Annotated in this window: 26 protein-coding genes and 4 tRNA genes; 14 read left to right on the forward strand and 16 right to left on the reverse strand. The window is 32.0% G+C overall.

Features of this window, described 5'->3' with window-relative positions; translation table 11 throughout:
* Nucleotides 1-66: 66 nt before the first annotated feature.
* From JI750_RS19705 to JI750_RS19725, 5 genes are all read right to left on the reverse strand, one after another.
* Nucleotides 67-906: a phytoene/squalene synthase family protein gene (locus JI750_RS19705; protein WP_202006143.1), complete on the reverse strand. Its 840-nt coding sequence runs from the start codon at nt 904-906 to the stop codon at nt 67-69.
* 2 nt (nt 907-908) lie between these two features.
* A complete protein-coding gene (gene crtID / locus JI750_RS19710) occupies nt 909-2,375 on the reverse strand; it encodes a bifunctional phytoene desaturase/3,4-desaturase (protein ID WP_202006144.1) in 1,467 nt (488 codons plus the stop codon).
* A gap of 39 nt (nt 2,376-2,414) precedes the next feature.
* The gene (locus JI750_RS19715; RefSeq protein ID WP_202006145.1) at nt 2,415-3,314 is read right to left on the reverse strand and encodes a MerR family transcriptional regulator; all 900 of its coding nucleotides are present in this window, start codon (nt 3,312-3,314) and stop codon (nt 2,415-2,417) included.
* A 210-nt stretch (nt 3,315-3,524) separates the two neighbouring features.
* On the reverse strand, nt 3,525-4,025 hold the full coding sequence (locus tag JI750_RS19720; RefSeq protein WP_236673107.1) for a tetratricopeptide repeat protein: 501 nt from the start codon (nt 4,023-4,025) through the stop codon (nt 3,525-3,527).
* A gap of 198 nt (nt 4,026-4,223) precedes the next feature.
* Nucleotides 4,224-4,296: transfer RNA gene (locus JI750_RS19725), tRNA-Lys, on the reverse strand.
* Between the two features lie 575 nt (nt 4,297-4,871).
* On the opposite strand from JI750_RS19725, the gene JI750_RS19730 reads away from it, so the two are divergent.
* Nucleotides 4,872-5,423, forward strand: a complete 552-nt coding sequence (locus JI750_RS19730) for a GNAT family N-acetyltransferase (RefSeq protein WP_202006146.1) — start codon at nt 4,872-4,874, stop codon at nt 5,421-5,423.
* A gap of 76 nt (nt 5,424-5,499) precedes the next feature.
* Here the strand turns inward: JI750_RS19730 and JI750_RS19735 are convergent.
* The 3 genes from JI750_RS19735 to JI750_RS19745 all read right to left on the reverse strand — a co-directional run bounded on the left by JI750_RS19735 (nt 5,500) and on the right by JI750_RS19745 (nt 5,810).
* Nucleotides 5,500-5,582, reverse strand: a tRNA-Leu gene (locus tag JI750_RS19735).
* Nucleotides 5,583-5,624: 42 nt separating this feature from the next.
* Nucleotides 5,625-5,697, reverse strand: a tRNA-Lys gene (locus JI750_RS19740).
* A gap of 40 nt (nt 5,698-5,737) precedes the next feature.
* Nucleotides 5,738-5,810 (reverse strand) — tRNA-Lys (locus JI750_RS19745).
* Between the two features lie 126 nt (nt 5,811-5,936).
* On the opposite strand from JI750_RS19745, the gene JI750_RS19750 reads away from it, so the two are divergent.
* Nucleotides 5,937-6,455: a shikimate kinase gene (locus JI750_RS19750; RefSeq protein WP_202006147.1), complete on the forward strand. Its 519-nt coding sequence runs from the start codon at nt 5,937-5,939 to the stop codon at nt 6,453-6,455.
* On the opposite strand, the gene JI750_RS19755 is transcribed toward JI750_RS19750, so the two are convergent.
* Together JI750_RS19755 and JI750_RS19760 are read right to left on the reverse strand one after the other, a co-directional pair.
* Nucleotides 6,447-6,947 carry a phosphoribosyltransferase domain-containing protein gene (locus tag JI750_RS19755; RefSeq protein ID WP_202006148.1) on the reverse strand — a complete coding sequence of 167 codons (501 nt, stop codon included), beginning with the start codon at nt 6,945-6,947 and terminating at the stop codon, nt 6,447-6,449. The two genes, JI750_RS19750 and JI750_RS19755, sit on opposite strands and share 9 nt — an antisense overlap.
* A gap of 136 nt (nt 6,948-7,083) precedes the next feature.
* Nucleotides 7,084-7,482 carry an RNA-binding S4 domain-containing protein gene (locus tag JI750_RS19760; RefSeq protein WP_202006149.1) on the reverse strand — a complete coding sequence of 133 codons (399 nt, stop codon included), beginning with the start codon at nt 7,480-7,482 and terminating at the stop codon, nt 7,084-7,086.
* 79 nt (nt 7,483-7,561) lie between these two features.
* Here JI750_RS19760 and bamM point away from each other — a divergent pair, with 79 nt between their 5' ends.
* On the forward strand, nt 7,562-8,653 hold the full coding sequence (bamM, locus tag JI750_RS19765) for a BamM family beta-barrel-assembly machinery protein (protein WP_202006150.1): 1,092 nt from the start codon (nt 7,562-7,564) through the stop codon (nt 8,651-8,653).
* Between the two features lie 241 nt (nt 8,654-8,894).
* Entirely contained in the window at nt 8,895-9,851 is a 957-nt protein-coding gene (locus tag JI750_RS19770) for a hypothetical protein (RefSeq protein WP_202006151.1), read from the forward strand.
* A gap of 77 nt (nt 9,852-9,928) precedes the next feature.
* Here JI750_RS19770 and JI750_RS19775 read toward each other — a convergent pair whose 3' ends face one another.
* The 3 genes from JI750_RS19775 to JI750_RS19785 all read right to left on the reverse strand — a co-directional run bounded on the left by JI750_RS19775 (nt 9,929) and on the right by JI750_RS19785 (nt 12,357).
* The gene (locus JI750_RS19775) at nt 9,929-10,882 is read right to left on the reverse strand and encodes a transketolase family protein (protein WP_202006152.1); all 954 of its coding nucleotides are present in this window, start codon (nt 10,880-10,882) and stop codon (nt 9,929-9,931) included.
* A gap of 76 nt (nt 10,883-10,958) precedes the next feature.
* The gene (locus tag JI750_RS19780) at nt 10,959-11,810 is read right to left on the reverse strand and encodes a transketolase (protein ID WP_202006153.1); all 852 of its coding nucleotides are present in this window, start codon (nt 11,808-11,810) and stop codon (nt 10,959-10,961) included.
* A gap of 250 nt (nt 11,811-12,060) precedes the next feature.
* On the reverse strand, nt 12,061-12,357 hold the full coding sequence (locus JI750_RS19785) for a hypothetical protein (protein WP_202006154.1): 297 nt from the start codon (nt 12,355-12,357) through the stop codon (nt 12,061-12,063).
* Between the two features lie 253 nt (nt 12,358-12,610).
* On the opposite strand from JI750_RS19785, the gene tgt reads away from it, so the two are divergent.
* From tgt to JI750_RS19835, 10 genes are all read left to right on the forward strand, one after another.
* A complete protein-coding gene (gene tgt, locus JI750_RS19790; RefSeq protein WP_109190358.1) occupies nt 12,611-13,741 on the forward strand; it encodes a tRNA guanosine(34) transglycosylase Tgt in 1,131 nt (376 codons plus the stop codon).
* 98 nt (nt 13,742-13,839) lie between these two features.
* Nucleotides 13,840-14,928, forward strand: coding sequence for an LptF/LptG family permease (locus tag JI750_RS19795; protein ID WP_202006155.1), 1,089 nt, complete (start codon nt 13,840-13,842; stop codon nt 14,926-14,928).
* Complete coding sequence (locus JI750_RS19800; protein ID WP_202006156.1) at nt 14,915-15,805, forward strand: DMT family transporter; 891 nt, start codon at nt 14,915-14,917, stop codon at nt 15,803-15,805. Before JI750_RS19795 ends, JI750_RS19800 begins: the two co-directional genes overlap by 14 nt.
* A 112-nt stretch (nt 15,806-15,917) precedes the next feature.
* A complete protein-coding gene (locus JI750_RS19805) occupies nt 15,918-16,871 on the forward strand; it encodes an acetyl-CoA carboxylase carboxyltransferase subunit alpha (protein WP_202006157.1) in 954 nt (317 codons plus the stop codon).
* 140 nt (nt 16,872-17,011) lie between these two features.
* Nucleotides 17,012-18,556: a replicative DNA helicase gene (gene dnaB / locus JI750_RS19810; RefSeq protein WP_177212315.1), complete on the forward strand. Its 1,545-nt coding sequence runs from the start codon at nt 17,012-17,014 to the stop codon at nt 18,554-18,556.
* Between the two features lie 135 nt (nt 18,557-18,691).
* Nucleotides 18,692-19,060 carry a hypothetical protein gene (locus JI750_RS19815; RefSeq protein ID WP_202006158.1) on the forward strand — a complete coding sequence of 123 codons (369 nt, stop codon included), beginning with the start codon at nt 18,692-18,694 and terminating at the stop codon, nt 19,058-19,060.
* A gap of 2 nt (nt 19,061-19,062) precedes the next feature.
* Nucleotides 19,063-19,692 (forward strand): hypothetical protein, encoded by a 630-nt coding sequence (locus JI750_RS19820; RefSeq protein ID WP_202006159.1) that lies wholly within the window; start codon nt 19,063-19,065, stop codon nt 19,690-19,692.
* A 15-nt stretch (nt 19,693-19,707) separates the two neighbouring features.
* The gene (locus JI750_RS19825) at nt 19,708-20,499 is read left to right on the forward strand and encodes a sensor histidine kinase (protein WP_202006160.1); all 792 of its coding nucleotides are present in this window, start codon (nt 19,708-19,710) and stop codon (nt 20,497-20,499) included.
* A 116-nt stretch (nt 20,500-20,615) separates the two neighbouring features.
* Entirely contained in the window at nt 20,616-21,281 is a 666-nt protein-coding gene (locus JI750_RS19830; RefSeq protein WP_202006161.1) for a response regulator transcription factor, read from the forward strand.
* 340 nt (nt 21,282-21,621) lie between these two features.
* On the forward strand, nt 21,622-22,881 hold the full coding sequence (locus JI750_RS19835; protein ID WP_202006162.1) for an asparagine synthetase B: 1,260 nt from the start codon (nt 21,622-21,624) through the stop codon (nt 22,879-22,881).
* Nucleotide 22,882: 1 nt separating this feature from the next.
* Here the strand turns inward: JI750_RS19835 and JI750_RS19840 are convergent, their stop codons facing one another.
* The 3 genes from JI750_RS19840 to JI750_RS19850 all read right to left on the reverse strand — a co-directional run bounded on the left by JI750_RS19840 (nt 22,883) and on the right by JI750_RS19850 (nt 24,735).
* Nucleotides 22,883-23,686 (reverse strand): endonuclease/exonuclease/phosphatase family protein, encoded by an 804-nt coding sequence (locus tag JI750_RS19840; protein WP_202006163.1) that lies wholly within the window; start codon nt 23,684-23,686, stop codon nt 22,883-22,885.
* A gap of 66 nt (nt 23,687-23,752) precedes the next feature.
* Nucleotides 23,753-23,920: a hypothetical protein gene (locus tag JI750_RS19845; protein ID WP_202006164.1), complete on the reverse strand. Its 168-nt coding sequence runs from the start codon at nt 23,918-23,920 to the stop codon at nt 23,753-23,755.
* A 146-nt stretch (nt 23,921-24,066) separates the two neighbouring features.
* On the reverse strand, nt 24,067-24,735 hold the full coding sequence (locus JI750_RS19850; protein WP_202006165.1) for a response regulator: 669 nt from the start codon (nt 24,733-24,735) through the stop codon (nt 24,067-24,069).
* Between the last annotated feature and the right edge of the window lie 2 nt (nt 24,736-24,737).

Here is a 24,737-nt window from a genome sequence, read left to right on the forward strand (position 1 = left end):
GTTCTTCGACTTCGTTCAGAAAGACAAACCGTTGGTTTAATGATAACAACTGAACGATGAACGAATTTATACCAACTTCAATTTATAAGTCACAAATGACTGAGCCAAAAGTCCCGCTTTGGTATAATTAGAAACCCGAATTCTCGAATTTCCAATTTCGTAATATGGTGTGTTTTTTAGTTTTTTGAGTAATTTTTTGTAATAAACATAAGCGGTGTAAACTCCAAATTTGGCTTCGATAGGCAACTTTACAATTCCTTGATAAGCAATTCTAAAATCTTCTTCAATTTCTTTGATAATCTGATTTTTTGAATCTTCGTTGAAATTGTTCAGATTTACGCCTGGAAAATATGCTCTGTTCAAGATCGTGTTATCGTCTTTTAAATCTCTTAGGAAATTTACTTTCTGAAAAGCCGATCCCAAACGCATGGCTTCATTTTTCAATTGCTCGTATTTATGTTCTTTTCCAGAAACAAAAACTTTTAAGCACATTAAGCCTACAACATCTGCAGAACCGTAAATGTAATCGATGTATTCGGTTTGAGTCTGATAATTGGATTTTATAAGATCCATTTTCATGCTTTTTAGAAAAGCCTGAACTAAATCGTCGGTGATGTTATATTCTTTTACAGTTTGTTGAAACGAATTCAAAATCGGATTTAAGCTAATGCCTAATTGCATTGCTTTGTAATATTCTTTTTCAAAATCTTCAATAAGATATTCTTTTTCATAATCATGAAAGGAATCTACAATTTCGTCAGCAAAACGAACGAATCCGTAAATACTGTAAATGGCATCGCGAATGCTCGGTGAAAGCATTTTTACGGCTAGCGAAAATGAAGTACTGTAATTTTTGGTTACCAGTTTGCTGCATTTGAAAGAAACGGCGTCGAATAGTGATTTCATTTTTAAGATCTAAAAGATTTTTGAATTAATTCAGCTGCTAGTTTTCCTGAAATTAAAGCAGGCGGAACACCTGGGCCAGGAACAGTTAATTGTCCTGTAAAATATAAATTCTTGACTTTTTTGCTTTTTAATTTCGGTCTTAAAAAAGCCGTTTGCAATAAAGTATTGGCCATTCCGTAAGCATTTCCTTTGTAGGCGTTATAATCGGTTACAAAGTCATTTTTACAGAATGATCTCTTAAAGATAATGCTATTTTTAATCTTTTGCTTTGTAAGTGATTCGAAACGAGCGATGATTTTTTCAAAATATTCTTCTCGTAAGATTTCGTTATCTTCTATTCCGGGTGCTAACGGAATTAAGAAAAATCCAGATTCCATTCCGTCTGGTGCTGCAGTCGCATCTGTTTTGGATGGGAAATTGGCATAGAACAATGGAGCTTCAGGCCATTTTGGATTATCGTAAATATCTGCAGCATGCTGATTGAAATCGACATCAAAAAATAAAGCATGATGCGAAATGTTTTCTATTTTTTTATTGATGCCAACAAAAAATAGGAGAGAAGATGGAGCGAAAACTCTATTTTTCCAATATTTTTCAGAATATGCTCGGTGTTGTTTTTCGAGTAAAGTTTCGGAATGATGATAATCGGCACCGCTTAAAACAATGTCAGCTTTTAGGATTTCACCATTAATTACGATTCCTGTTGCAATTTTATTTTCAACGATTATTTTATCAATTGGAGAATTAGTTTTAATGGTAACGCCAAGTTCCAGAGCCAATTTTTCGATTCCGCGAATAACATCAAACATTCCAGTTTTAGGATGCCAAGTTCCTAAACCAAAATCAGCATAATTCATAAAATTATAAAACGAAGGCGTTTTAGTTGGTTTTGCCCCAAGAAATAAAACCGGAAATTCTAGAATCTGAATTAATCTTTCATTTTTGAAATTTTTCCGAATATCTGTGCTTACATTCTTAAAAAACTGATTAAGCTTTAATGCAGTTTCTTTAGTAATTAATTCAAGAGGAGAAATCCCTGGACGATAAACCAAATTTTTAATTGCAATGTCATAGTTGCTTTTGGCTTGATCAATAAAGTTTTGCAGTTTTTGACCGCTTCCTTTTTCGATGGTCTCGAAAGTGTATTTTATTTCTTCAAGATTATCATAAATACTGATAAAATCATCCATTCCAAAATAAACTCTATAGGCCGGATTTAATTTTATCAGTTCGTAGTAATCGGAAGGTTTTTTATTGAAATCTTGAAAAAAGCGTTCAAAAACATCTGGCATCCAATACCAGCTTGGCCCCATGTCAAAAGTAAAACCATCTTCTTTAAATTGCCTAGCGCGCCCACCAATTGTACTGTTTTTTTCGTAAACAGTAACTTTATTTCCTTGTTGAGCAAGGTAACATGCGGCCGCCAAAGAAGAGAAGCCTGAGCCTATTATTTGGATAGTTTTTCTCATTTGTTTAACAAATATAATAAAAACTTAAACAAAAATAAATTAAAGCATGTTAATAGTTTCTTCCATCGAATCAAAAACTCGAATTCTGTCTGTTAGAACTTTCTCGTCTATGTATTCAACCATTTTACCCATAAGCCAGATTTCGTTGTTTTTCTGTAATAATTTCTGCCCCATAGATTTTACATATTGATTAATCACGCTTCGATCCGGCTGAACAGTCATAAAAGAAATAAATGTAATGTTTTCAAAATGTTTGGTTAGATCCTGTAGGTTTTCAATTGGCATACTTTCTCCTAGATAAATGGTTTTGTAACCTTTATCAAGGATTTCGTATTGCAGGTATAATAATCCGATTTGGTGAATTTCATTTAACGGAAGCGATAGAACAAAAATTCTATCGGTTTTGATGGGTTTTCTAATTTGAAGACTTTCCGTATAAATCAATATTTTCTGCTTTATTAAATGACTCATGAAATGCTCATTTGCAGGAGTAATTGTTTCAGACTGCCATAATAATCCCAACTCTTTTAAAAGAGGCAAAAAATGTTCTTTAAAAACTTCTTTAAACGTTTTTTCGGTAATAAGCCAATCAAATGTGTTGAAGAATAATTCTTGGTCAAAGTTCATCATCGCCATTTTGAAAGAAGTGATGGCGTAGTTTTGAGAATTTTTCTTTGAAATTATTTCGCGTACCAGTTGCGGTATCTTTTCTTCAGGATATGTTGCAATTTTAGAAATCTTATAGCCGTATTCGTGCAGCAACGTAATGTTTAAAAGTTTCTGCAGGTTTTGAAGATTGTAAAATCTGATATTGGTATCAGTTCGCATAGGTTCAAGGATGTTGTATCTCTTTTCCCAGATGCGTATGGTATGCGCTTTTATTCCAGATAAGTTCTCAAGATCTTTAATGCTGAAAACAGTTTTTATATTGTTTATCATTTTTTGCGATTAAGTCAACAAATGTAAAATAAAATCTTAGATTCGGCCTTAAAACTACATTAAAAAGATAGAGAATTAGGGGTTTACGTATTTAAAATATATTTTTTACCTAAAATCAGGTATATAATTCTTAAGAAATATATTACTTTGATAAAAAAGAACGGTCTGCATACTTTTAATATGCAGACCGTTTTAAGTTTTTGAGTTTTGTTATTTACAAAAAGTAGCTTTGTTTTTTATAGCACTCTGACTTCCAAGTTCAATTGCTTTAGAAAAATCTTTGCAAGAGTTTTTCTTGTCGCCGATTTTGTTATAAGCTAATCCTCTTAGATTGTAAGCAATGTAATCTTTCGGATTTAAACCTAGAGAAGCTGTGCAATCGTCAATTGTTCCCTGATAGTTTTGTAGTTTGTAATTGACATTTGCTCTACCAGTATAAGCATCTGCATTCATGTCGTCTAACTCGATTGTTTTGCTAAAGTCTGCTTGAGCACCTTTTAAATCATTTAGTTTGAATTTTGCGACGCCACGATTCTGATAAGCTTCAACAAATTTAGAATTCATGCTGATGGCTTTAGTGTAATCGGCGATTGCGCCTTTGGTGTTTCCGGCTTCAGCTTTTTTCATGGCTTTGTCAAAATAGCCAGTTGCAGATTGTGCCCAGATAGAGCAAGTCATCATCATTAATGATGCTAATAGTAGGTTTTTCATAAAACTAATTTGGGATTAGTGATTTTGTTATTCGTCAACGAATTTAAGAAAGTTTTTATCTTGTAGGAGAATTTCTTTATCTAAATGAAGAAATAATAGGAGAAAACAAAAGAAAGATTTTTTAAAGTCCTGTTTTTGAGATTTGAATATTTCTTAAAAACTAAAAAGGCCAAGTAAAATAATTACTTGACCTTCTTGTGACCCGACTGGGGCTCGAACCCAGGACCCCATCATTAAAAGTGATGTGCTCTACCGACTGAGCTATCGAGTCTTCATTTCTTCAATGAGGGTGCAAATATAAGGACTTATTTTAGTTTTTTAGCTCTTTTTTGAAAGGAATTTTAAATTAATTTTAAGAAAAGTTGTAAAACATTATTTTACAGTAAAATAGATATTGTCTTTTCTTTGCAACAATGTAGATGTGAAATTCGAAGCGGTGATTTTTCTTAATTATTTATTTGATTAGCTTTTCAAGTCTTTGCATTATTTCATTTTTTTCTCTCGACATGCGCTCGTACTAAACTATTTTTTCTTCATGAAGAGAGATCAATTTTTTAATCGAATGAAAATTGATTGTTCCATAATGAGTGTTGTTTTCTAAAAGCTTAAAGATAAAGCCGTACAGGTTGAAAAAATATGATTACCAAAGATCCTGCAAATTATTTTTTTTGTTAGATATTATGTCTGTTTTTATTATTATATATTTGATAATAATAAATCCTGATATTTATGAGATATATCTGCTAAATATTGGTTAAATATGACTGATGGCTTTAGTAGTGCTCGCTTGTTAGTGGTAACAAAAAGTCAAAATTTTGCATGAAAAATTAATCAAAAAAATACAGAATGGAATTGAATTTTAAAGATTTTCCCATACTAATAACCGAAAGATTAATATTAAGAAATATTAAAAACACTGATGTTATTTTAATCCATAAATTACATTCTGATACAATTGTAAATGCTTTTGTTGGAAGAGAGAGTTCATCAAGCTTAAAAAAAGCAGAAGAATACATAATTAAAATACAAAATTTAATAGCCAAAAATGAATGCATCTATTGGGTTATAGCCGAAAAAGAAAATAACAATCTAATTGGTTCAATTTGTTTATGGAATTTTGATGTTGAAAATGAAATTGTAGAAATAGGATATGAAATGTTGAGTGAATTTCAAGGTAAAGGAATAATGACCGAAGCAATCAAAAAAATAATAGAATATACATTTGAAAAAATAAAAGCAAAAATAATAACTGCTTTTCCGTCTTCTGATAATATTAATTCTGTATCAATATTAAAAAAAATGAACTTTGAATTGGAGAAGAAAAAATATAATAATACCCATCAGAATATAAAAAATCTGGTAACTTACACTTTAAGAAATGGTCAAATTAAGAACTAGAAGAAAATATTAAAAATTTTCGAACCATAAAAAAAGCCTGCAAAAGATATACTTTGCAGGCTTTTATTTTTTATAGTGACCATGGAGGGATTTGAACCCTCACGCCCTTGCGAGCACCACCCCCTCAAGATGGCGAGTCTACCGTTTCTCCACATGGCCTAAAAAGAAAAAGGCCGAGTAAAATAAATTACCCGACCTTTGTGACCCGACTGGGGCTCGAACCCAGGACCCCATCATTAAAAGTGATGTGCTCTACCGACTGAGCTATCGAGTCATTGCTTTCAAGAAATTTAATTTGTTAATCACAAAATTTGTGACCCGACTGGGGCTCGAACCCAGGACCCCATCATTAAAAGTGATGTGCTCTACCGACTGAGCTATCGAGTCATTTAATTTCTTGAATGCGGGTGCAAATATAAGGAGTTTTTTTTGAAGTTTCCAAGCTATTTTATCATAAATTTGTCTTTTTTTTGGAAAAATCTCCAATTGCTTAGTTTATAAGGTTTTATTAATATGAAAAAAATTGTACTGTTAGGTTACATGGGTTGCGGAAAGTCAACAATTGCCCAAAATTTGTCAAAAATTACAAATATTCCGTTCTTAGATTTGGATAAATGTATCGAAGAAAGAGCAAGTTTATCCATAAATGAGATTTTTGAGAAGCACGGAGAAGTGTATTTTCGAAAATTAGAACACGAAATGTTTGTAGAATTGCTGCAATCTTCTGAAAATAATATTATAGGTTTAGGAGGAGGAACTCCATGTTATGCCAATAATCATGAATTATTAAAAGGAGATGATGTTGTATCTATATATTTAAAAGCATCAATTGATACATTATATAGTAGATTGGTGCATAACAAAAGCAAACGTCCTTTGATTGCTAATATGAATGAGGAGGAAATGAAAGAATTTATCGCGAAACATTTATTCGACAGAAGTTATTATTACAATCAAGCAAAACATAAGGTTTCAGTAGATGATAAATCTGTCGAAGAAACGGTTCAGGATATTTTAGAAATTTTAGCTTAAAAAAGCATAATCGCCGTTTTCTGAATTGAAAACAACTTGAACGTGCTCTAATAATGATGTTGAAAGCGAAATACCTTTGAAATCTGCCTTTACAGGGTATTTTTTATGATTTCGGTCAACAAGTACTGCTGTTTTGAATTTTTTAAGTGGAACGTCTAAAAAATGACGAACAGCATAAATTAATGTCGTGCCTGAGTTTAAGACATCATCAACAAGTACTAGTCCTTTGTTTTTGTATTCTTCAGGGCTTAATGAAGTTTGTATCGCTTCTTGCGGATTTTGTTTGTTTATTTTGACTTCGCAGATAGAAATCTTTAAGGTAGAAATACCGTTTAGTGCCGAAGCAATTTTCTCGGCAAAAACAAATCCGTTAGAAGCAATTCCTGCAATAACAACTTCATCTTCGTCTACAAAAGTCTCGTAAATTTGGTAAGCGATACGTTTTATTTTATGTTCGATTTCTTGATTGGTCAAGATTATATTGCTGCTCATAGTCTATTTTTTTGCTAAGGTAAATAATTTTAAACTCCAATTTTAAAAATTTCAAATTCCAAACTTTGTGAAGCAAGAACGAAATTGTGAAATTCAAATTCATCATATTTGGAATCTTGGATTTGGGATTTGAAATTTAATTTTCATCATGGTCTTCCTCGTCATCATAAAAATCATCTCCGTAATCGTCAATATCTCTTCTGTCTTTTTTGGTTGGACGTCCAGCGCCGGTTCTTCTAGAGTGTTCTTTTGACAGTTTTAGCATTTCCAAATGTGCAAAAGCTTCTGGTGGAGTTTCATTTTTTTGATAAATATCTACCAGCTTTGCTCCGACACGATTTTGCGGAATGTCTAAAACCGTGATGATTTGTGTAATTTGATCTTTTCTAAAAGTAATTCGGTCTGTAGGAAAAACTTCTTTTGACGGTTTTGCAATTTGCCCATTTACAGTAATCTGATTCTTTTTGCAAGCTTCAGTTACCATGTTTCTGGTCTTGTAATAACGAACGCACCACAAGTATTTATCTATTCTCATAATTTTTCTAAAATCCAAGTTAAATTCTTTACAAAAATAAATCAATATTGTATCTTGCGCACCTAAAAAAATGCTAATAATGAATAAATTTAAATATTATTTTGTTTTATTGCTTGCTGGTCTTGCCATCGTTTCTTGTAATAAAAAGGATGATGATGAAGTAGTAGTTGTTCCTGTGAGGGATTATAAAGAGCAGTATAAAGCAGATAATGATTCGATTGAAAAATATTTAAAAAATAATTACATTAAAAACGTAACTGCAGATTTTGATATCACATTTGAGAAAATTACAGATCCAGCAACGCAGGTTTCTATTTGGGACCAGCAAGAATATCCTTTAGAGCATAGAGATGTTTACAATCGTGATGTTACATATAGAGTATACTATTTAACATTGAGAAAGGGTACAGGAGAAGCACCTTGTAATTTTGATAGTGTGTCAGTATCTTATACAGGTAATCTTTTGAACGGAACTCAGTTTGATAGCTCTTACGGTTTAGCTCGTGAGTTTAATCTGGATATATATGCAAATAATATTATTGAAGGATGGGGTGAAATTATGCCTAAGTTTAATGTAGGTACACAAAGTGCTCCTGGCTCAGACGGAACAATTACTTACGATAATTATGGTGCAGGGGTAATGTTTTTGCCTTCTGGTTTAGGGTTTTATGCAAATGTTCAACCAGATATTCCTGCTTATTCACCAATCATGTTTAGTTTTAAATTGTTTGCATTGAAAAGAGCTGACAGTGAATACAATATTTCGAATGGTACAAATATAATTGTCGGAGATGGTGTGCCAACTTACAAGGAAGATATCAATGGTGATGGATATGTTTATGATCATAGAGATAAAGTAAGGTTTCCTAATATGCCAGCGAGTTTAATAGACGATACAGATGGAGACGGAATTCCTGATTTTTATGATTTTGATGATGATGGTGATGGCTATACAACAAGATTTGAAGTTACAAAGCCGGCTGATGCACCTGTAACGGGTATTAGTCTATATTATCCTTATGACCCAATTCCTGATAATCCTGCTACACCAAATGTCGATGAAAGTGAGACATGGGGTATTCCAGCTTTCTCAGCGACAGGGAATCCAGATTATACTAGTCCAGGAAGATTAAGAATTCATGTTGATAAAGACCATCATAGCGCTAAGTAAGATTTAATTATCAATATAAAAAAAACCTCGAAATGTAAATTTCGAGGTTTTTTTTATGTAAAATTCTAAGCTATATGCGTTTGTAAATAATTATTAATGATATGTTAAAGATTGTTTTTAATATACTCTGTATCATTTAGTTGGATTTATTGTAAGAATTATCATTTTGTTTTACGGAATCACGTAAGTAATTTATTTCTTTTGTTTGTAGATTTGAAAGAATAATATTAAAATTTACAAAATGAAAAAATTAATTGCATTATTTTTAGGGCTTACTATTTTGTCATGTAGTAGCGAAGATCAAGTAACTCAAGACACAGTTTCTTCAAAAGAAACTTCAGCTCCAGTTTTAGATGGTAAAATGTTATCATTTAAAAATGAAGAGTCTTTTGTAAAGGAATATTCTAGTTTGGCATTATTAAATAGTGAAGAGCTTAAAAAATGGGCTTCCTCTAAAAAACTAAATTCATTACTCGAATCATCAAATAACTCGGATGGTTTAGAAGAAGATGTTGTGCCAGAATCTAGATTGGTGTATTCTGATGCTTTAAAAACAGTTTTAAACTCTGATGCTAAAGTGAAAATTGGAGATAAAATTGTATGGCTAAATGAACTCACTTTTTACATGCTAACTGAAGAAGATAAAAATAAATCATCTGAAGAACTTTTAAGCCTTAAAAATAAACTTCAAGTTTATGGGCAAATAACAGGGTTTTCAAAATCAAATGAAAGTTTAACTGGTAAAAATTTATTTCCTAACGAAAATAGAATTAAAACTTTTGCATCTGAAGAAATGAATTATAGTGGAAGCAGACTTAGACATGTTGTAGATTTATTTAATGAAACAATTTATCTTAATGATAAACTTCAATCTAGTAAAATGTTTATTCGTTCTATTTTACAATACAGATCATGTTCTACTTGGAGATGTACTTGGAAAGAGGCAGCTAATCAGCGAAATTTGACTAGTGATTTCTCTTCATCACCTGCTAGTGTAGCTTGGTCAGCTCCTCATATATATACTTATACAGCGATAAGTGGAACTCAAACAATTCTACTATCAAGTTGGTCTCAACCACCTACTCCGACTAATCCTGATTTCTGGTATCCGAATTTTGCTATTTCAGGACCATTGGTGTGTACTCTAGTTGTTGTAGCTCCAGCACCTTCAGTATCTATTAATTTGTCTTGGTATTAAGATTGTAATAAAAGCAAAATAAAAAGCCTCGAAATGTAAATTTCGAGGCTTTTTTTATAAAGTAAGAAAACTTAAAATTATTTTCTTTTAATAACTCTTTCTACAGCTTCAACAATTGCTTGATTGTTTAATTTGTATTTCTCCATTAATTGCTCTGGAGTTCCAGATTCTCCAAAACTATCTTTTACCGCTACAAATTCTTGCGGAGTTGGATTGTTTAAAGCTAATACTCCAGAAACACTTTCTCCAAGACCTCCTAGGTAATTGTGTTCTTCTGCGGTAACAACACATTTTGTTTTAGCAACGGATTTTAGAATTGCTTCTTCGTCAAGAGGTTTGATAGTGTGAATATTGATTACTTCAGCAGAAATTCCTTTTTCTTCTAATTTTTCAGCTGCGATAAGAGCTTCCCAAACTAAGTGTCCTGTTGCAATGATAGTAACATCTGTTCCTTCGTTTAACATAATTGCTTTTCCGATTACGAAAGGTTCGTCAGCAGGAGTAAAGTTTGCTACTACTGGACGTCCGAAACGTAAGTAAGCCGGACCGTGATGATCTGCTAATGCAATAGTTGCAGCTTTAGTTTGGTTGTAATCACAAGTGTTGATTACAGTCATACCTGGCAACATTTTCATTAAACCGATATCTTCTAAGATTTGGTGAGTTGCTCCATCTTCTCCTAAAGTTAAACCAGCGTGAGAAGCACAGATTTTTACGTTTTTGTCTGAGTAAGCAACAGATTGACGAATTTGGTCGTAAACTCTTCCTGTAGAGAAGTTGGCAAAAGTTCCTGTAAAAGGAATTTTTCCTCCAATAGTTAAACCAGCAGCGATTCCGATCATGTTTGCTTCAGCAATTCCGATTTGGAAAAAACGTTCTGGGTGGTTTTTCTTGAATTCATCAAATTTTAATGATCCAATTAAGTCAGCACATAATGCAACAACATTTTCGTTTTTTTGACCTAATTCAGTCATTCCCGCTCCAAAACCAGAACGAGTATCTTTACTTCCTGTATTTGTATATTTTTTCATTTTTGTTCTTTTGCTGTACGCAGTAGGCTATATGCAATAGGCTTAAAGCTTCATGCTTATAGCTTAAAGCTATTTTTTAGTAATCAACTTGATCTTTAGAGTAGTTTTGAGCTAATGCATTTGCTAGTTGCTCATCATTTGGAGCCTTACCGTGCCAAGCATGAGTGTGCATCATGAAGTCTACACCGTTACCCATTTCTGTGTGTAACAAGATACAAACAGGTTTTCCTTTTCCTGTTCTTGATTTAGCATCAGTTAAACCAGCAATGATAGCATCAATGTTATTTCCTTCAGTGATTTCCAAAACATCCCAGTCAAAAGCTTCAAATTTTGCGCGTAGGCTTCCCATTGCTAAAACTTCATCAGTTGTTCCGTCGATTTGTTTTCCGTTAACATCAACTGTAGCAATAAGGTTGTCTACTTTTTTAGCAGAAGCATACATAATAGCTTCCCAGTTTTGACCTTCTTGTAACTCTCCGTCTCCGTGTAAAGTATAAACTAAGTGTTTGTCTCCGTTTAATTTTTTTGCTTGAGCTGCTCCTAAAGCCACAGATAAACCTTGTCCTAATGAACCAGATGCCATACGAACTCCAGGTAGACCTTCGTGAGTTGTTGGGTGTCCTTGTAAACGAGAATTTAATAATCTAAAAGTAGCAAGTTCTGAAATGGGAAAGTAACCGCTGCGCGCTAAAACGCTATAGAATACTGGAGAAATATGACCATTTGAAAGGAAAAAGATGTCTTCTCCAATTCCGTCCATATCAAAACCTTCTTTGCGGTCCATAATATTTTGATATAGTGTAACCAAAAATTCAGTACAACCTAAAGAACCACCTGGGTGTCCAGAGTTTACAGCATGTACCATTCTAAGAATATCTCTTCTTACTTGGATCGTTAAATCGCTTAATTGTTGTGTGTTAGGCTTCATTTTATATGTAAAAGTTAAACTGGAGCAAAAGTAATCGTTATTTTGCGGGGAGACAAATGATTTTTTGCTTTAGTTTTATAGCAATTGTTAAATTTTGCTATTTTTTTTACATTATAAAGAAAAATGTAACGGCTGTTTTGCTTTTTAATCTTGTATAAATGTGGTTTTTACAATTTATGTTAAAGCGCAAAAAAAAAGTCTTGCATTTCGCAAGACTTTAGAGTGTGTGTTATATGATAAATAGTAGTGTTTATTCAGTATCACCTTCACTATAATAATTGTTTTCTTCGTCTTCTGATCCTATTTCTTCTTGTTCGTCATCTAGTTCAGCGCCAGGAATATCCAAATCATTTCCAATTTTATCGCTGTTTTGTTTCCATTCATTGTCGTTTTGAGTAATGGTTTGGTCAGTTGAAATATTTTCTGGATCTACATCTTCTGATTTTTCTTCGCGATTGTAAATATCCTCATTTGATGGATAATTTAGATTCTCCAGATTTTTCTCGATTTCATTTTCTTTTGGATTTTTGTCTTCTGAATTTATCATGATGTCAATGTTAAGATTATTAAACAGATAATTTTGTTTTATAAAGTTATAAAATTCTGATAATTTGATCTTTATATTTTTGCAGATAAAAAGTTTTAGCATTTACATTTTTTAAAATCTATCTAAATTTTAAGGTTTAGAATCTAAAATCAAAAATTAAGAAAATATTAGCTAATTTTCTAATTGACAAATTTTCTAATTCATAAAATTTCCCTGAAATTAAACTATCTTTGCGCTCTGAAAAAAGAAACAGATGAAGTTTGATTTATTACAAAAAGATCCGCAGTCTAAGGCAAGAGCGGGAAGTATTACCACAGATCACGGAGTTATAGAAACTCCTATTTTTATGCCAGTTGGAACTGTTGCTTCTGTAAAAGGAGTGCATCAGCGTGAGCTTAAGGAAGAGATTAATCCGGATATTATTCTTGGAAATACCTATCATTTGTATCTGCGTCCGCAGACAGAAATTTTAGAAAAAGCTGGTGGTCTTCATAAGTTCATGAACTGGGATCGTAATATTTTGACAGATTCTGGAGGATATCAGGTATATTCTCTCTCTTCAAACAGAAAAATTAAAGAAGAAGGAGTAAAGTTCAAATCGCATATTGATGGTTCTTATCACTTTTTTACACCAGAAAATGTAATGGAAATTCAGCGCACAATTGGTGCTGATATTATTATGGCATTTGATGAATGTACACCTTATCCTTGTGATTACCGTTATGCACAGCGTTCTATGCATATGACGCATCGTTGGTTAGATAGATGTATCAATCATTTAGAAAAAGTACCTTATAAATATGGTTACGAACAAACATTCTTTCCAATTGTTCAAGGAAGTACTTATAAAGATCTTCGTCGTCAGTCGGCTGAATATATTGCTAATGCAGGACAGCAAGGAAATGCAATTGGAGGGCTTTCTGTAGGAGAGCCAGCTGAAGAAATGTATGCGATGACCGAAGTGGTTTGTGAAATTCTTCCTGAAGATAAACCTCGTTATTTAATGGGTGTTGGAACCCCAATTAATATTTTAGAAAATATTGCGTTAGGAATTGATATGTTTGACTGTGTTATGCCAACTCGTAATGCTAGAAATGGAATGTTGTTTACAGCAAACGGAACTATCAATATCAAGAATAAAAAGTGGGAAGCAGATTTTTCTCCAATTGATGAAATGGGACACACTTTTGTTGATACAGAATATACAAAAGCATATTTACGCCACTTGTTTGCGGCTAATGAATATTTAGGAAAGCAAATTGCAACCATTCATAATCTTGGTTTTTACATGTGGTTGGTTCGTGAAGCTAGAAAACATATCTTAGCGGGCGATTTTAGACCATGGAAAGAAATGATGGTTAAAAATATGAGTCAGCGTCTTTAAGAATTTAAAGTTTCAAGTTTCAGGTTTCAAGTTCTCTGCAGAAAGAAATCCAACAACTTGAAACCTGAAACTAAAAAAACTTGAAACAATAAAACTATATGCTTTCAATAATAGATAAATACATCTTAAAAAGATATCTGGGAACTTTCTCTGTGATGTTGCTTTTATTTGCACCAATCGGAATTGTAATTGACGTTTCTGAAAAAGTAAATAAAATGCTCGAAAACAAGATTCCGTTTGGAGATATTGCTTTCTATTATTATAATTTTACAATCTACTTTATTAATTCGCTGTTTCCGATATTTTTGTTTTTATCGGTAATTTGGTTTACTTCAAAGCTGGCAAATAATACAGAGATTATTGCGATTTTAAGTTCAGGAATTTCATTTACGCGTTTCTTAAGACCTTATATTATTGGTGCAACTATTGTCTCAATTTTTGTATTGCTTATGGGATTTTTTATTGTTCCTGCAGCCAGTGAGGGCTACAATAATTTTAGATATACTTATCTGAAAGGAAACGGAAAAGAACTCATGCGAGGTGAAAACACCAATGTTTTCAGACAAATCAACGATCATGATTTTATTTTTGTAAACAGTTTTAATGAAGAATCAAAAACAGCTTTCAATTTTTCATTAGAGCATTTTGAAAAAGAAAAACTAACTTATAAAATTACTGCAAGCCGTATTAAATGGGATCCAAAAAAGAAGATTTACGTTTTATACGATTATACTAAAAGAACAGTAGGAGAGTTAAACGACGTATTAGAAAAAGCTCCTGAAAAAAACGTTGCTTTCAAATTTGAATTGGCAGATTTAACGCCAGTAGTTTATATTGCCGAAACATTGACTTTAGGCAAATTGATAGATTTTATTGAAAAAGAAAGAAAAAGAGGTTCAGGAAATATTAATACCTATTTGGTTGTTCTTTATAAAAAATACAGCATACCAGTTTCAGCATTTATTTTAACGATTATCGCGGTTTCGGTTTCTTCTATGAAACGCCGTGGCGGAATGGGAATGAACCTTGCTATCGGAATTGCGATTGCATTTTCATTTGTATTCTTTGATAAAATCTTTGGTACACTTGCCGAAAAATCTACATTTTCACCTTTATTAGCTGTTTGGTTCCCGAATATTGTTTTCGGAATTTTAGCAGTTTACTTATTACGTAATGCGAAACGATAATTTAAAAAGTTATTTAAATCTTCACTTAATTGTTTTTATCTGGGGTTTTACAGCCATTTTGGGCGCTTTAATTACAATTGATGCCGAAAATCTGGTTTGGTACAGAATGTTAATTGCAATGATTTTTCTTGGCGGATTTATTGCGTTTAAAAAACAGTCTTTTCAAGTCCCGATAAAAGAATTTTTCAAATTAATTTTTGTCGGATTATTGATTGCGCTTCATTGGATTTTCTTTTTTAAAGCAATTCATGTTTCCAACGTTTCAATTACACTTTCCATATTTTCATTAGGAGCATTTTTTGCCTCTTTGTTAGAACCATTATTTTACGGAAGAAAAGTGCTTTGGTATGAAGTTCTTTTCGGACTTGTAATAATTGCTGGTTTAGGACTTATTCTTCAGGTTGAAATAAAATATCTCGAAGGCGTTTATTATGCCTTAGCTGCAATCATTTTAGGTGTTTTATTTACTTTGATGAATGGGAAATTGATTTCAGATCACGAACCTTCAGTAATTACATTTTATGAATTTGGAGCGGGAGTTTTCTTTATTACGATTTATTTTTTATTTCAAGGGAAATTCACAGCCGATTTCTTCCAAATGTCTTTAAATAACTGGGTTTTATTATTGATTTTAGCTTCAATCTGTACAGCTTACGCCTTTACAGCATCAGTAAAAGTAATGCAGAGATTGACACCTTATACTGTAATGTTAACCACCAATTTAGAGCCAGTTTACGGAATAGTTTTAGCTTATTTCATATTAGGAGGAAAAGAAAAAATGAGCGTTGAATTTTATATAGGGGCTGTCATTATTATTATAACAGTTATTCTAAATGGTGTTTTCAAGCATTATCAGAACAAGAAAGAAAACTTGTAATAGTTTCCTTATTTTTAAATTGCATTTTTATACTTTAAATAACAATTAACTTCGCCAATGATATAATATTTTTATATTTGCGGTTCGATTTACAAACAAAATTCAAAAATCCATGGAATATTTAGATTTTGAGCTTCCAATTAAAGAACTTGAAGAACAGTTAGAAAAGTGCGTTATTATTGGAAAAGAATCTGACGTTGACGTAACGCCGACGTGCAAGGAAATCAACAAAAAATTAGTAGAGACTAAAAAAGAAATATATAAAAACCTTACGGCTTGGCAGAGAGTACAATTGTCAAGACATCCAAATAGACCTTATACTTTAGACTACATTAGAGCAATCTGTGGAGACACTTTCTTAGAACTTCATGGAGACAGAGGTTTTAAAGATGACAAAGCAATGGTTGGTGGTCTTGGTAAAATAAACGGACAGTCGTTTATGATTATCGGTCAGCAAAAAGGTTTTAATACAAAAACACGTCAATACCGTAATTTCGGTATGGCTAACCCAGAAGGATACCGTAAAGCTTTGCGTTTAATGAAAATGGCTGAGAAATTCGGAATTCCAGTTTTAACTTTGGTAGATACTCCGGGTGCATATCCAGGACTTGAAGCTGAGGAAAGAGGACAAGGAGAAGCTATTGCTAGAAATATCTTCGAAATGGTTCGTCTGCAAGTGCCAATCATTACGATTATTGTAGGTGAAGGTGCTTCTGGTGGAGCTTTAGGAATTGGTGTTGGAGATCGTGTTTATATGTTAGAAAATACTTGGTATTCTGTAATTTCTCCAGAATCTTGCTCTTCTATTTTATGGAAAAGCTGGGAGTACAAAGAACGTGCAGCAGAAGCTTTAAAACTGACTTCTTCTGACATGAAAAAACAAAAACTTGTTGATGATGTAATTCCTGAACCACTAGGTGGAGCGCATTATGACCGTGAAACAACTTTTAAAACTGTTGCAGAATACATCACTAAAGGATATAATGAATTGAAAGACTTATCAACAGCTGACCTAATTGCCCAAAGAATGGACAAATACAGTAATATGGGCGAGTATAAAGAGTAAATTCATAAAAAAAGACTTAAAATCCGAAGCCTTACAGTTTCGGATTTTTTTTTGGTTATGAACAAATCAGAATTATTTATAAACAATTATTAGTTATAACTAGATAGCAGATTTTTTTTAAATTTTGCTACTTTCGCTATATGGAAAATTTCAAAAACTTAAACCCTGTTAAGGTCGACAAAACCACAATTATCAACTTAGAAAAAGGAAAGTTGCCACCTCAAGCTCTTGATTTGGAAGAAGCTGTGTTAGGTGCGATGATGATTGATAAAAAAGGGGTAGATGATGTAATTGATATTTTGCAGGCTGAAGCTTTTTACAAAGATGCACACAAACATATTTTTGAAGCGATTTTGCAACTTTTTACTGAAACTCAGCCAATCGATATCTTAACAGTTTCGACTCAGTTAAAGAAAAATGGAAAGTTGGATTTGGCAGGTGGAGATTTTTATTTGATTCAGCTTACGCAGAAAATTGCTTCTTCAGCGCATATTGAATTTCACTCGCGTATTATTCTTCAGAAATTTATTCAAAGAAGTTTGATTAGAATTTCTTCAGAAATTATTGAAGCATCATATGATGAAAGTGCAGACGTTTTTGATTTATTGGATCAAGCTGAATCTAAATTATACGAAGTTACACAAGGAAATATCAAGCGTAGTTCCGAAACTGCTCAGAGTTTAGTTTTACAAGCTAAGAAGAAAATTGAGGAGATTTCTAAAAAAGAAGGATTAAGTGGGGTAGAAACTGGTTTTCATAATTTGGATAAGCTAACGTCTGGATGGCAGCCTAGTGATTTAATTATTATTGCGGCCAGACCAGCGATGGGAAAGACGGCATTTGTACTTTCTATGGCAAGAAATATTGCTATTCAATATGGACATGGAGTAGCTTTGTTCTCTCTAGAGATGGCATCTGTTCAGTTAATTACAAGGCTTATTTCTTCTGAAACAGGATTGTCTTCAGAAAAATTGCGTACAGGTAAATTAGAAGCTCATGAATGGACAATGTTGAGTACTAAAGTAAAAGATTTAGAGAAAGCGCCTTTATTTATTGATGATACACCATCACTTTCTATTTTCGATTTAAGAGCAAAATGCCGTCGTTTAGCTTCGCAGCATGGTATTAAAATTATCATTATAGATTATTTGCAGTTGATGACAGCGGGAGGAAATGCTAAAGGAGGAGGAAATCGTGAGCAGGAAATTTCAACAATTTCTCGAAACTTAAAAGCTTTGGCAAAAGAACTTAACGTTCCGGTTATTGCACTTTCTCAGTTGTCGCGTGCTGTTGAGACGCGTGGTTCTAGTAAAAGACCTTTGCTTTCGGATCTTCGTGAATCTGGAGCAATTGAGCAGGATGCCGATATCGTTTCGTTCTTATACCGACCAGAATATTATAAAATTGAGGAATGGGATGATGAAGAAGCTTCGCCAACTGCTGGCCAGGCCGAAATTATGATCGCTAAACACCGTAATGGTGGTATTGAAAATATTCGTTTGAAATTTTTAGGTCACTTAGGAAAATTTGATAATCTTGATGAATTTTCTGGCAGCTACGATGATTTGCCTTCAAAAATGAATCACGATGATAATCCGTTTATTACTAATAATTTGCCTTCAGCTAATGAAGCCTTCGGAAGTAATTTAAATGACGACGATGACGACAGCGATGTTCCATTTTAAAAGTTAAAAAGCCTTATTATTAAGGCTTTTTTTATGTTTAAGTGTTAATTTTCTAATAAAAATCAGTAGTTTAGCTGAACCAATTACAAACTATTAGTTTTTTTAAATCATTAACCAATAAACAAATTTTAAATTATGAGTGAAGAATTAAATTCAGAAAGTATTAAAATTTCTTTGTCTGAAGGTATTACATGGGCAGATAATTACCGTAAGGATAGAGGAATTGAAGAAGGAAAAAGAAAAAAAGTTGACGGTTTCTTAATTCCATTAGAAACTTTAAAATTAGTATTAGATCAGGATATTCAAGCTGTTCGTGCTTATAACGGAATTAATAATTATGGAGAACAGACTTTAATATTTGTTGGTGCAAAATGGGATCCTGAAAAGAAAATTTATGTTGATGTTTTCAGAAATGACGGATTATTAACTGGTGGAGATGTTGTTTATGATGGTGCTCGCCCAGTTCCTCCTTATGGTGACCCAGATAGCCCATTAAACCCATAAGAATGTTTGATTTTTTTATATACTTAGGCTATTTTGTTTTAACGATAGACCTAATTTTATATACATATAGCTTTTTTCGAAAGAAAAAAGCTAATGTTTTTTTTGTAAGTTACCTTGCATTTTCTTTTGTAATGCAATTTTCAATGGAAGTTATGTATCATCTTCGCATGAATAATTTATTTCTAGTGAATATTTTTATCATCGGGCAAATGATTCTATTGGGGTTATTCTATAAATCTATTTTTAATTTAAAAAGGCAAAAGAACTTTGTGCTGATTAGTATTGTCGTAGCACTATTAATACTCGCGGTTCAATTTATAATAGACTGGAATCAGTTTTTACGTTTCAATTTGTTCGAAATAACTTTGACTTCTCTATTAGTTGTAATTTTTGCCTTAATTCATTTTTACAACATGCTTACAGAAAGCAAAGAATACTATTACATTAGTATTGCTGTTGTGTTCTATTTGTTGACCAGTACAGTATTGTTTTTAATTGGTAATTTAACTCACAACCTAAGTAAAGAGTTTAAATTTTTAAGCTGGCAGTTAAATTCTATTTTGCTAGTTATGTATTATGGATTTATTTTGTATGATTGGAAAAAGAATTTATCAAAGGATGTTGCTAATTAATGTTGCTATATAAAGATGACTGTACATGCATTGCCAGAAAAAGAGATTGTTGCAATTATTTTGTATATCTCTATGTTTCTTATGATTCTAGCAGTTGTATTAATCGTATTTTTTTACTTTTCTAGAAAAAAAATTATTCAAAAAGAATTAGAGAAAATAGATTTAATACTTCAATATCAAAAAGAACAACTACATGCCATTATTGTAACACAGGAAGAGGAACGTAAAAGAATTGCACAAGATTTGCATGATGATATTAGTTCAAAATTAAATATAGTTTCCTTAAACAGCCATTTGCTTACAGCGCCAAACTTAACTGAAGCTGAAACTGCAGAAATTACAGAAAATATAATCGCTTTGACAACAAAGGCATTAGATAATTCTAGAAAGATTGCTCATAATTTGTTGCCGCCAGTTTTTGAGAAATTCGGATTACATGCTGGTATAGAAGAATTATGTGAAGAATTTGAAAGCAGTAAGTCGGTAAAAACGCATTACAAGAACGAAATTGATTTTGATGAAAAAGATATAGATAGACATTTACATGTTTTCAGAATTTTGCAGGAACTTATGAATAATTCGATTCGTCATGGAAAAGCAACAGAAATATGGATCTCGTTTGCTAGTATAAACGGAATTAATACTTGCGATTATAAAGATAATGGTGTTGGTTTTGATAGTTCAAATGCAGAAAATCAGAAAGGTTTAGGAATGAAAAATATAGACAGCCGAATATCATTTTTACAGGGAACAATAGAAATTAACTCTGAAATTAATAAGGGTATTGTTGTGAATTTTACTTTTTAGGTAAAAATATATGTTTTATTAAGGTTTTTGGTTCAATAAAATGGGGTATTTAGACTTTTTCTAGATCATATTTTGTAATTTCGATAAACCAAATTAAACGACCAAAAACAAATAAGATGAATGCTGCTATAAAAATTGCCCTAGTCGACGATGAAATTTTGTTTCGAAAAGGAATTTCTTTTTTACTACAGAGAGAAGAAAATATAGACGTTATTTTTGAAGCTTCAAACGGAGAAGAACTTATTTCTCAATTAAGCGAGAGAGAAATCAAGCCAGATATAATAATAATGGATTTAAAGATGCCGGTCTTAAACGGAGTCGAAGCCACTAAAATTATAAAAAAACTCTTTCCAGATATTAAGATTATTGCATTGACCAGTTACGATACCAAATCTTTTATAGCAAATATGATTCAAGTTGGTGCCGTAGCGTACTTAATTAAAAATACGACTCCAAAAGATTTAATTCATACAATCAACGAAGTAGCAAAAAAAGGATTCTATTATAACGAAAATGTTTTAAAAACAATACAAGAAACAATAGTTTCTCCTAAAAATTCAAGGGGCGGTTTAGAGACAAATTTTCTTTCGCCTCGTGAAATTGAAATTTTGCAATTAATTTGCCAGCAGAAAACTACCGCAGAGATTGCAGAACATCTTTTTTTAAGCCCAAGAACCATAGAAGGACACAGAAATAACTTATTACTTAAAACAGAATCAAGAAATATCGCTGGCTTGGTTGTTTATGCTATCCAAAATGAATTAGCTGTTTTAACAATTTAAAATTATGCTGTCAAAAATTGAATTGACAATACATAATACAGTATAATTGTTATCACTAGAACACATAAACCTATTTTCTGAATGATATTCAGACCCTTTTGTTGGTTATTACTTTCATTAAACTTCATAGTTGGTTATTTTTACAGCGATTAGTTTTATGAACTTGGGATAGCAAATGTATGTAGAATATTCTTCCTAATTATAGGTGTTTTTACCTGTTTTTTAATTGGTAAAAGTTCTTTTTCACGGTTTTTTATTTAACATTCTGTTATGTTAGAAAAGGTTGTAAGCATTCTTTTTTTGTTGTAGCCTTTTATATCTTTACTAAAATAATTTTCTGATGAATAAAAGTTTATTCTACATTTTTATACTATTCGCTACATTTAATGCAAGAGCATCATTTATCTTACTTCCGATGGATGAATCTACGCAGCAAAATCATTTAAAAGCATACGGAATTACTTATTGGTGTTTGAGCAGAGATTATAAAGCAAGTTGGCTTTTAAATTATCGTGGTGGTTCTTTTTTACTTCCTGATGCAGATGAAATTAGAAAAGAATGTAAGATAAGAGGAGTTAGTTTTGAAGTTATTTCAGATAGTGAACAAACCTCTATTTTAAATGAAATTTCGAGCCCTTCCCAAAATATGGAATCTGTGATTTTGGAAAAAGCGCCTAAAATTGCTGTATATACTCCAAAAGGAAAACAACCATGGGATGATGCTGTAACTTTGGTTCTAACTTATGCCGAAATTCCTTTTACTCCAATTTATGATGAAGAAGTTTTAAGTGATCAGTTACTAATGTACGATTGGCTTCATTTGCATCACGAAGATTTTACTGGACAATATGGGAAATTTTATGCGGCTTATAAAAATACGCCTTGGTATATTGACCAAAAAAGAGATGCAGAAGCTTTGGCAGCAAAATTAGGATATGCAAAAGTGTCTCAGGAAAAAGGAGCAGTTGCCAAAAAAATTAGAGATTTTGTAATTGGTGGCGGTTTTATGTTTGCAATGTGTTCGGCAACAGATAGTTTTGATATTGCACTTGCTGCAGATGGCGTAGATATTTGTGAAACTATGTTTGACGGAGATCCGAGCGAATCTAATTATCAGTCAAAATTAAACTATAACAACTCTTTTGCTTTCAAAAATTTCACTTTAGAAAGAAGACCTGAAGTTTATGAGTTTTCGGATATAGATATGACGACGAAAAGACGGATTATAATGGAGAAAGATTATTTTACATTAATGGAGTTCTCTGCAAAATGGGATCCAATTCCGAGCATGTTATGCCAAAACCACACACAATTAGTGAAAGGTTTTATGGGGCAAACAACGTCATTTGATACCTCATTGATTAAATCAAATATTTTGATTATGGGTACATGCGAACTAAATGGCGAGTCTAGATATATTCACGGAGAAAAAGGCAAGGGAATGTTTACTTTTTTTGGCGGACATGATCCAGAAGATTTTCAACATCAGGTAGGAGACCCGCCAACAGTTTTAGACTTACATCCTAATTCGCCGGGATACAGATTAATTTTGAATAATGTTTTGTTTCCTGCTGCACGAAAAAAGAAGCTTAAAACGTAAATTAGTTTAAAGAAAACTCAAACCAAATCGGAATATGGTCGGATATTTTTCTTGCACTCTGTAAGGAGTCAAAATCTTCGTAAAATTTGATAATACCAGAATTAATGACTTTTAGGTTTGATGTTTTATAAAAAATATTGTCAAATTCAGATGCAAGACAAATATTGTTTTTGCATTTATGTTTAAGAGTTGTCTTTTGGTTTTTTAATATAGAACTATACCCCATTTTTTTTAACGGATTAAAAACAGAGTGTTTTTCGGGACAATTAAAGTCGCCTAAGAAAACGAGATTTAAAGATGGATATTCGTTTGGTAAAAACTTGAAATATTTGATTTCGGTTTCAGGTTGCTTCTTTTGTGTTATAGCATGAAAATTGACGAGAGTAACAGTTTTTCTGTCAATTTCAAACGTGGCAAAATAAGGTTCACGGTCAATTTCTGTGTTAAATTTTTTCTCTAGCCAAGGTTTGTTTTTTAATTTGACCTTGTGGGTTTTCCAAATAAATGCATAGCGCTCGGTTTTGTAACTGCTGCTAGAAGTTGGATCGCTTATTATGTAGTCCCACTTATTCCCTTTTTGATTAAGTAATTCTGTAAGCTTTGCAACAGTTTGAGCGCCGCCGTTTCCAGCAACAACTTCTTGAATAGCAATTATATCGTATGTGGAAACTGTTTTTGCAATATGATTTAGATGGACGTCTGATTTGGATTTTCCAAAGTTTTCAATATTCCATGACAAAACTTTGGTTTGTGCAAAAGATAAAAATGTAAATAATAGTAAGACTAGGCGGAGAGTTTTTTTCATGTACAATTAATGAAGCTGATATGAATCTTCCTTTCCAGCAATAATTAAGCCCTTCTTGAAAATTAATTAATGTTTTTTATATCGATTTTTTAAAGCTGTTCCAATAATTATAATTTGCAATACTAATAATGCTGGAATAAATATTATTTTCCAATCAATTTCAAGCCAGCCGGTTTTTTCAGAAATAATAGCAAAACTTAAAGATAAAAAAAGACAGAGTAACATTGTTTTCATAATAATTTTATTTTGTGTAGTATTAATTTTTGAGAATATAATACTAGCTTTACTTTTTGGTTTCATTGGGTTAATTAATAGAGTATCACAAATGTAGCAGTATCAGATGTGCAATCCTTACGGGAAACCGTAAAGCATTATAAAAATTACACCAATCCGAAATCTTTTGCTATTGCAATCAAATGCACATTATTGTTAGCCTTAAAATATATTTTTAGTTTATTGATTCTTTTTTCTATACTGCTTGTTCCGTTAGGAGTTATAGATAAATCTTTAAACTCTTTTGAAATACTTTCTAAAATATATCCTTGAGATAAAAGTTTTAAAATCGAAATATCATACGATTCAATTTCAATTAATGCTTTATCATTGAAATTAAAAGATAGATCTGAAGAAAGTATTTTTTCTTCGTTGTTAAATGTGCTTTTAATGGCATTTCTTAACTCAGAAATACTATTTCTTCCTTTAGAAACATAAGCATTGATCCCTAACTCGTTAAAAAGAGTTTTAATTCTGTAGCTTTTGTCTTCTATTGAAAAAACAATCTTTTTAATGTTTGGCTGAACTTTGTTTATAGCTTCAATAAGTTCATCACCAGTATTTAAATCTACTTTTCTATGATCAGATTTAAATGATAAATCTGTAATCAATAAATCATAAGGTTCTTTGTCTGCCATTGCCTTTTTTACTTTAAGCAAACCTTCATCGCAATACTTTACATGATGGATTACGGGAACTTTAAGCTCTTCAAGTACTTGAACAACTGCAATGCTGATACTATCTAAATCTTCGGCAACTAAAACTTTTTTAAACATAT

It is taken from the genome of Flavobacterium tagetis (assembly GCF_016735615.1).
In the GTDB taxonomy this organism is placed as follows: domain Bacteria; phylum Bacteroidota; class Bacteroidia; order Flavobacteriales; family Flavobacteriaceae; genus Flavobacterium; species Flavobacterium tagetis.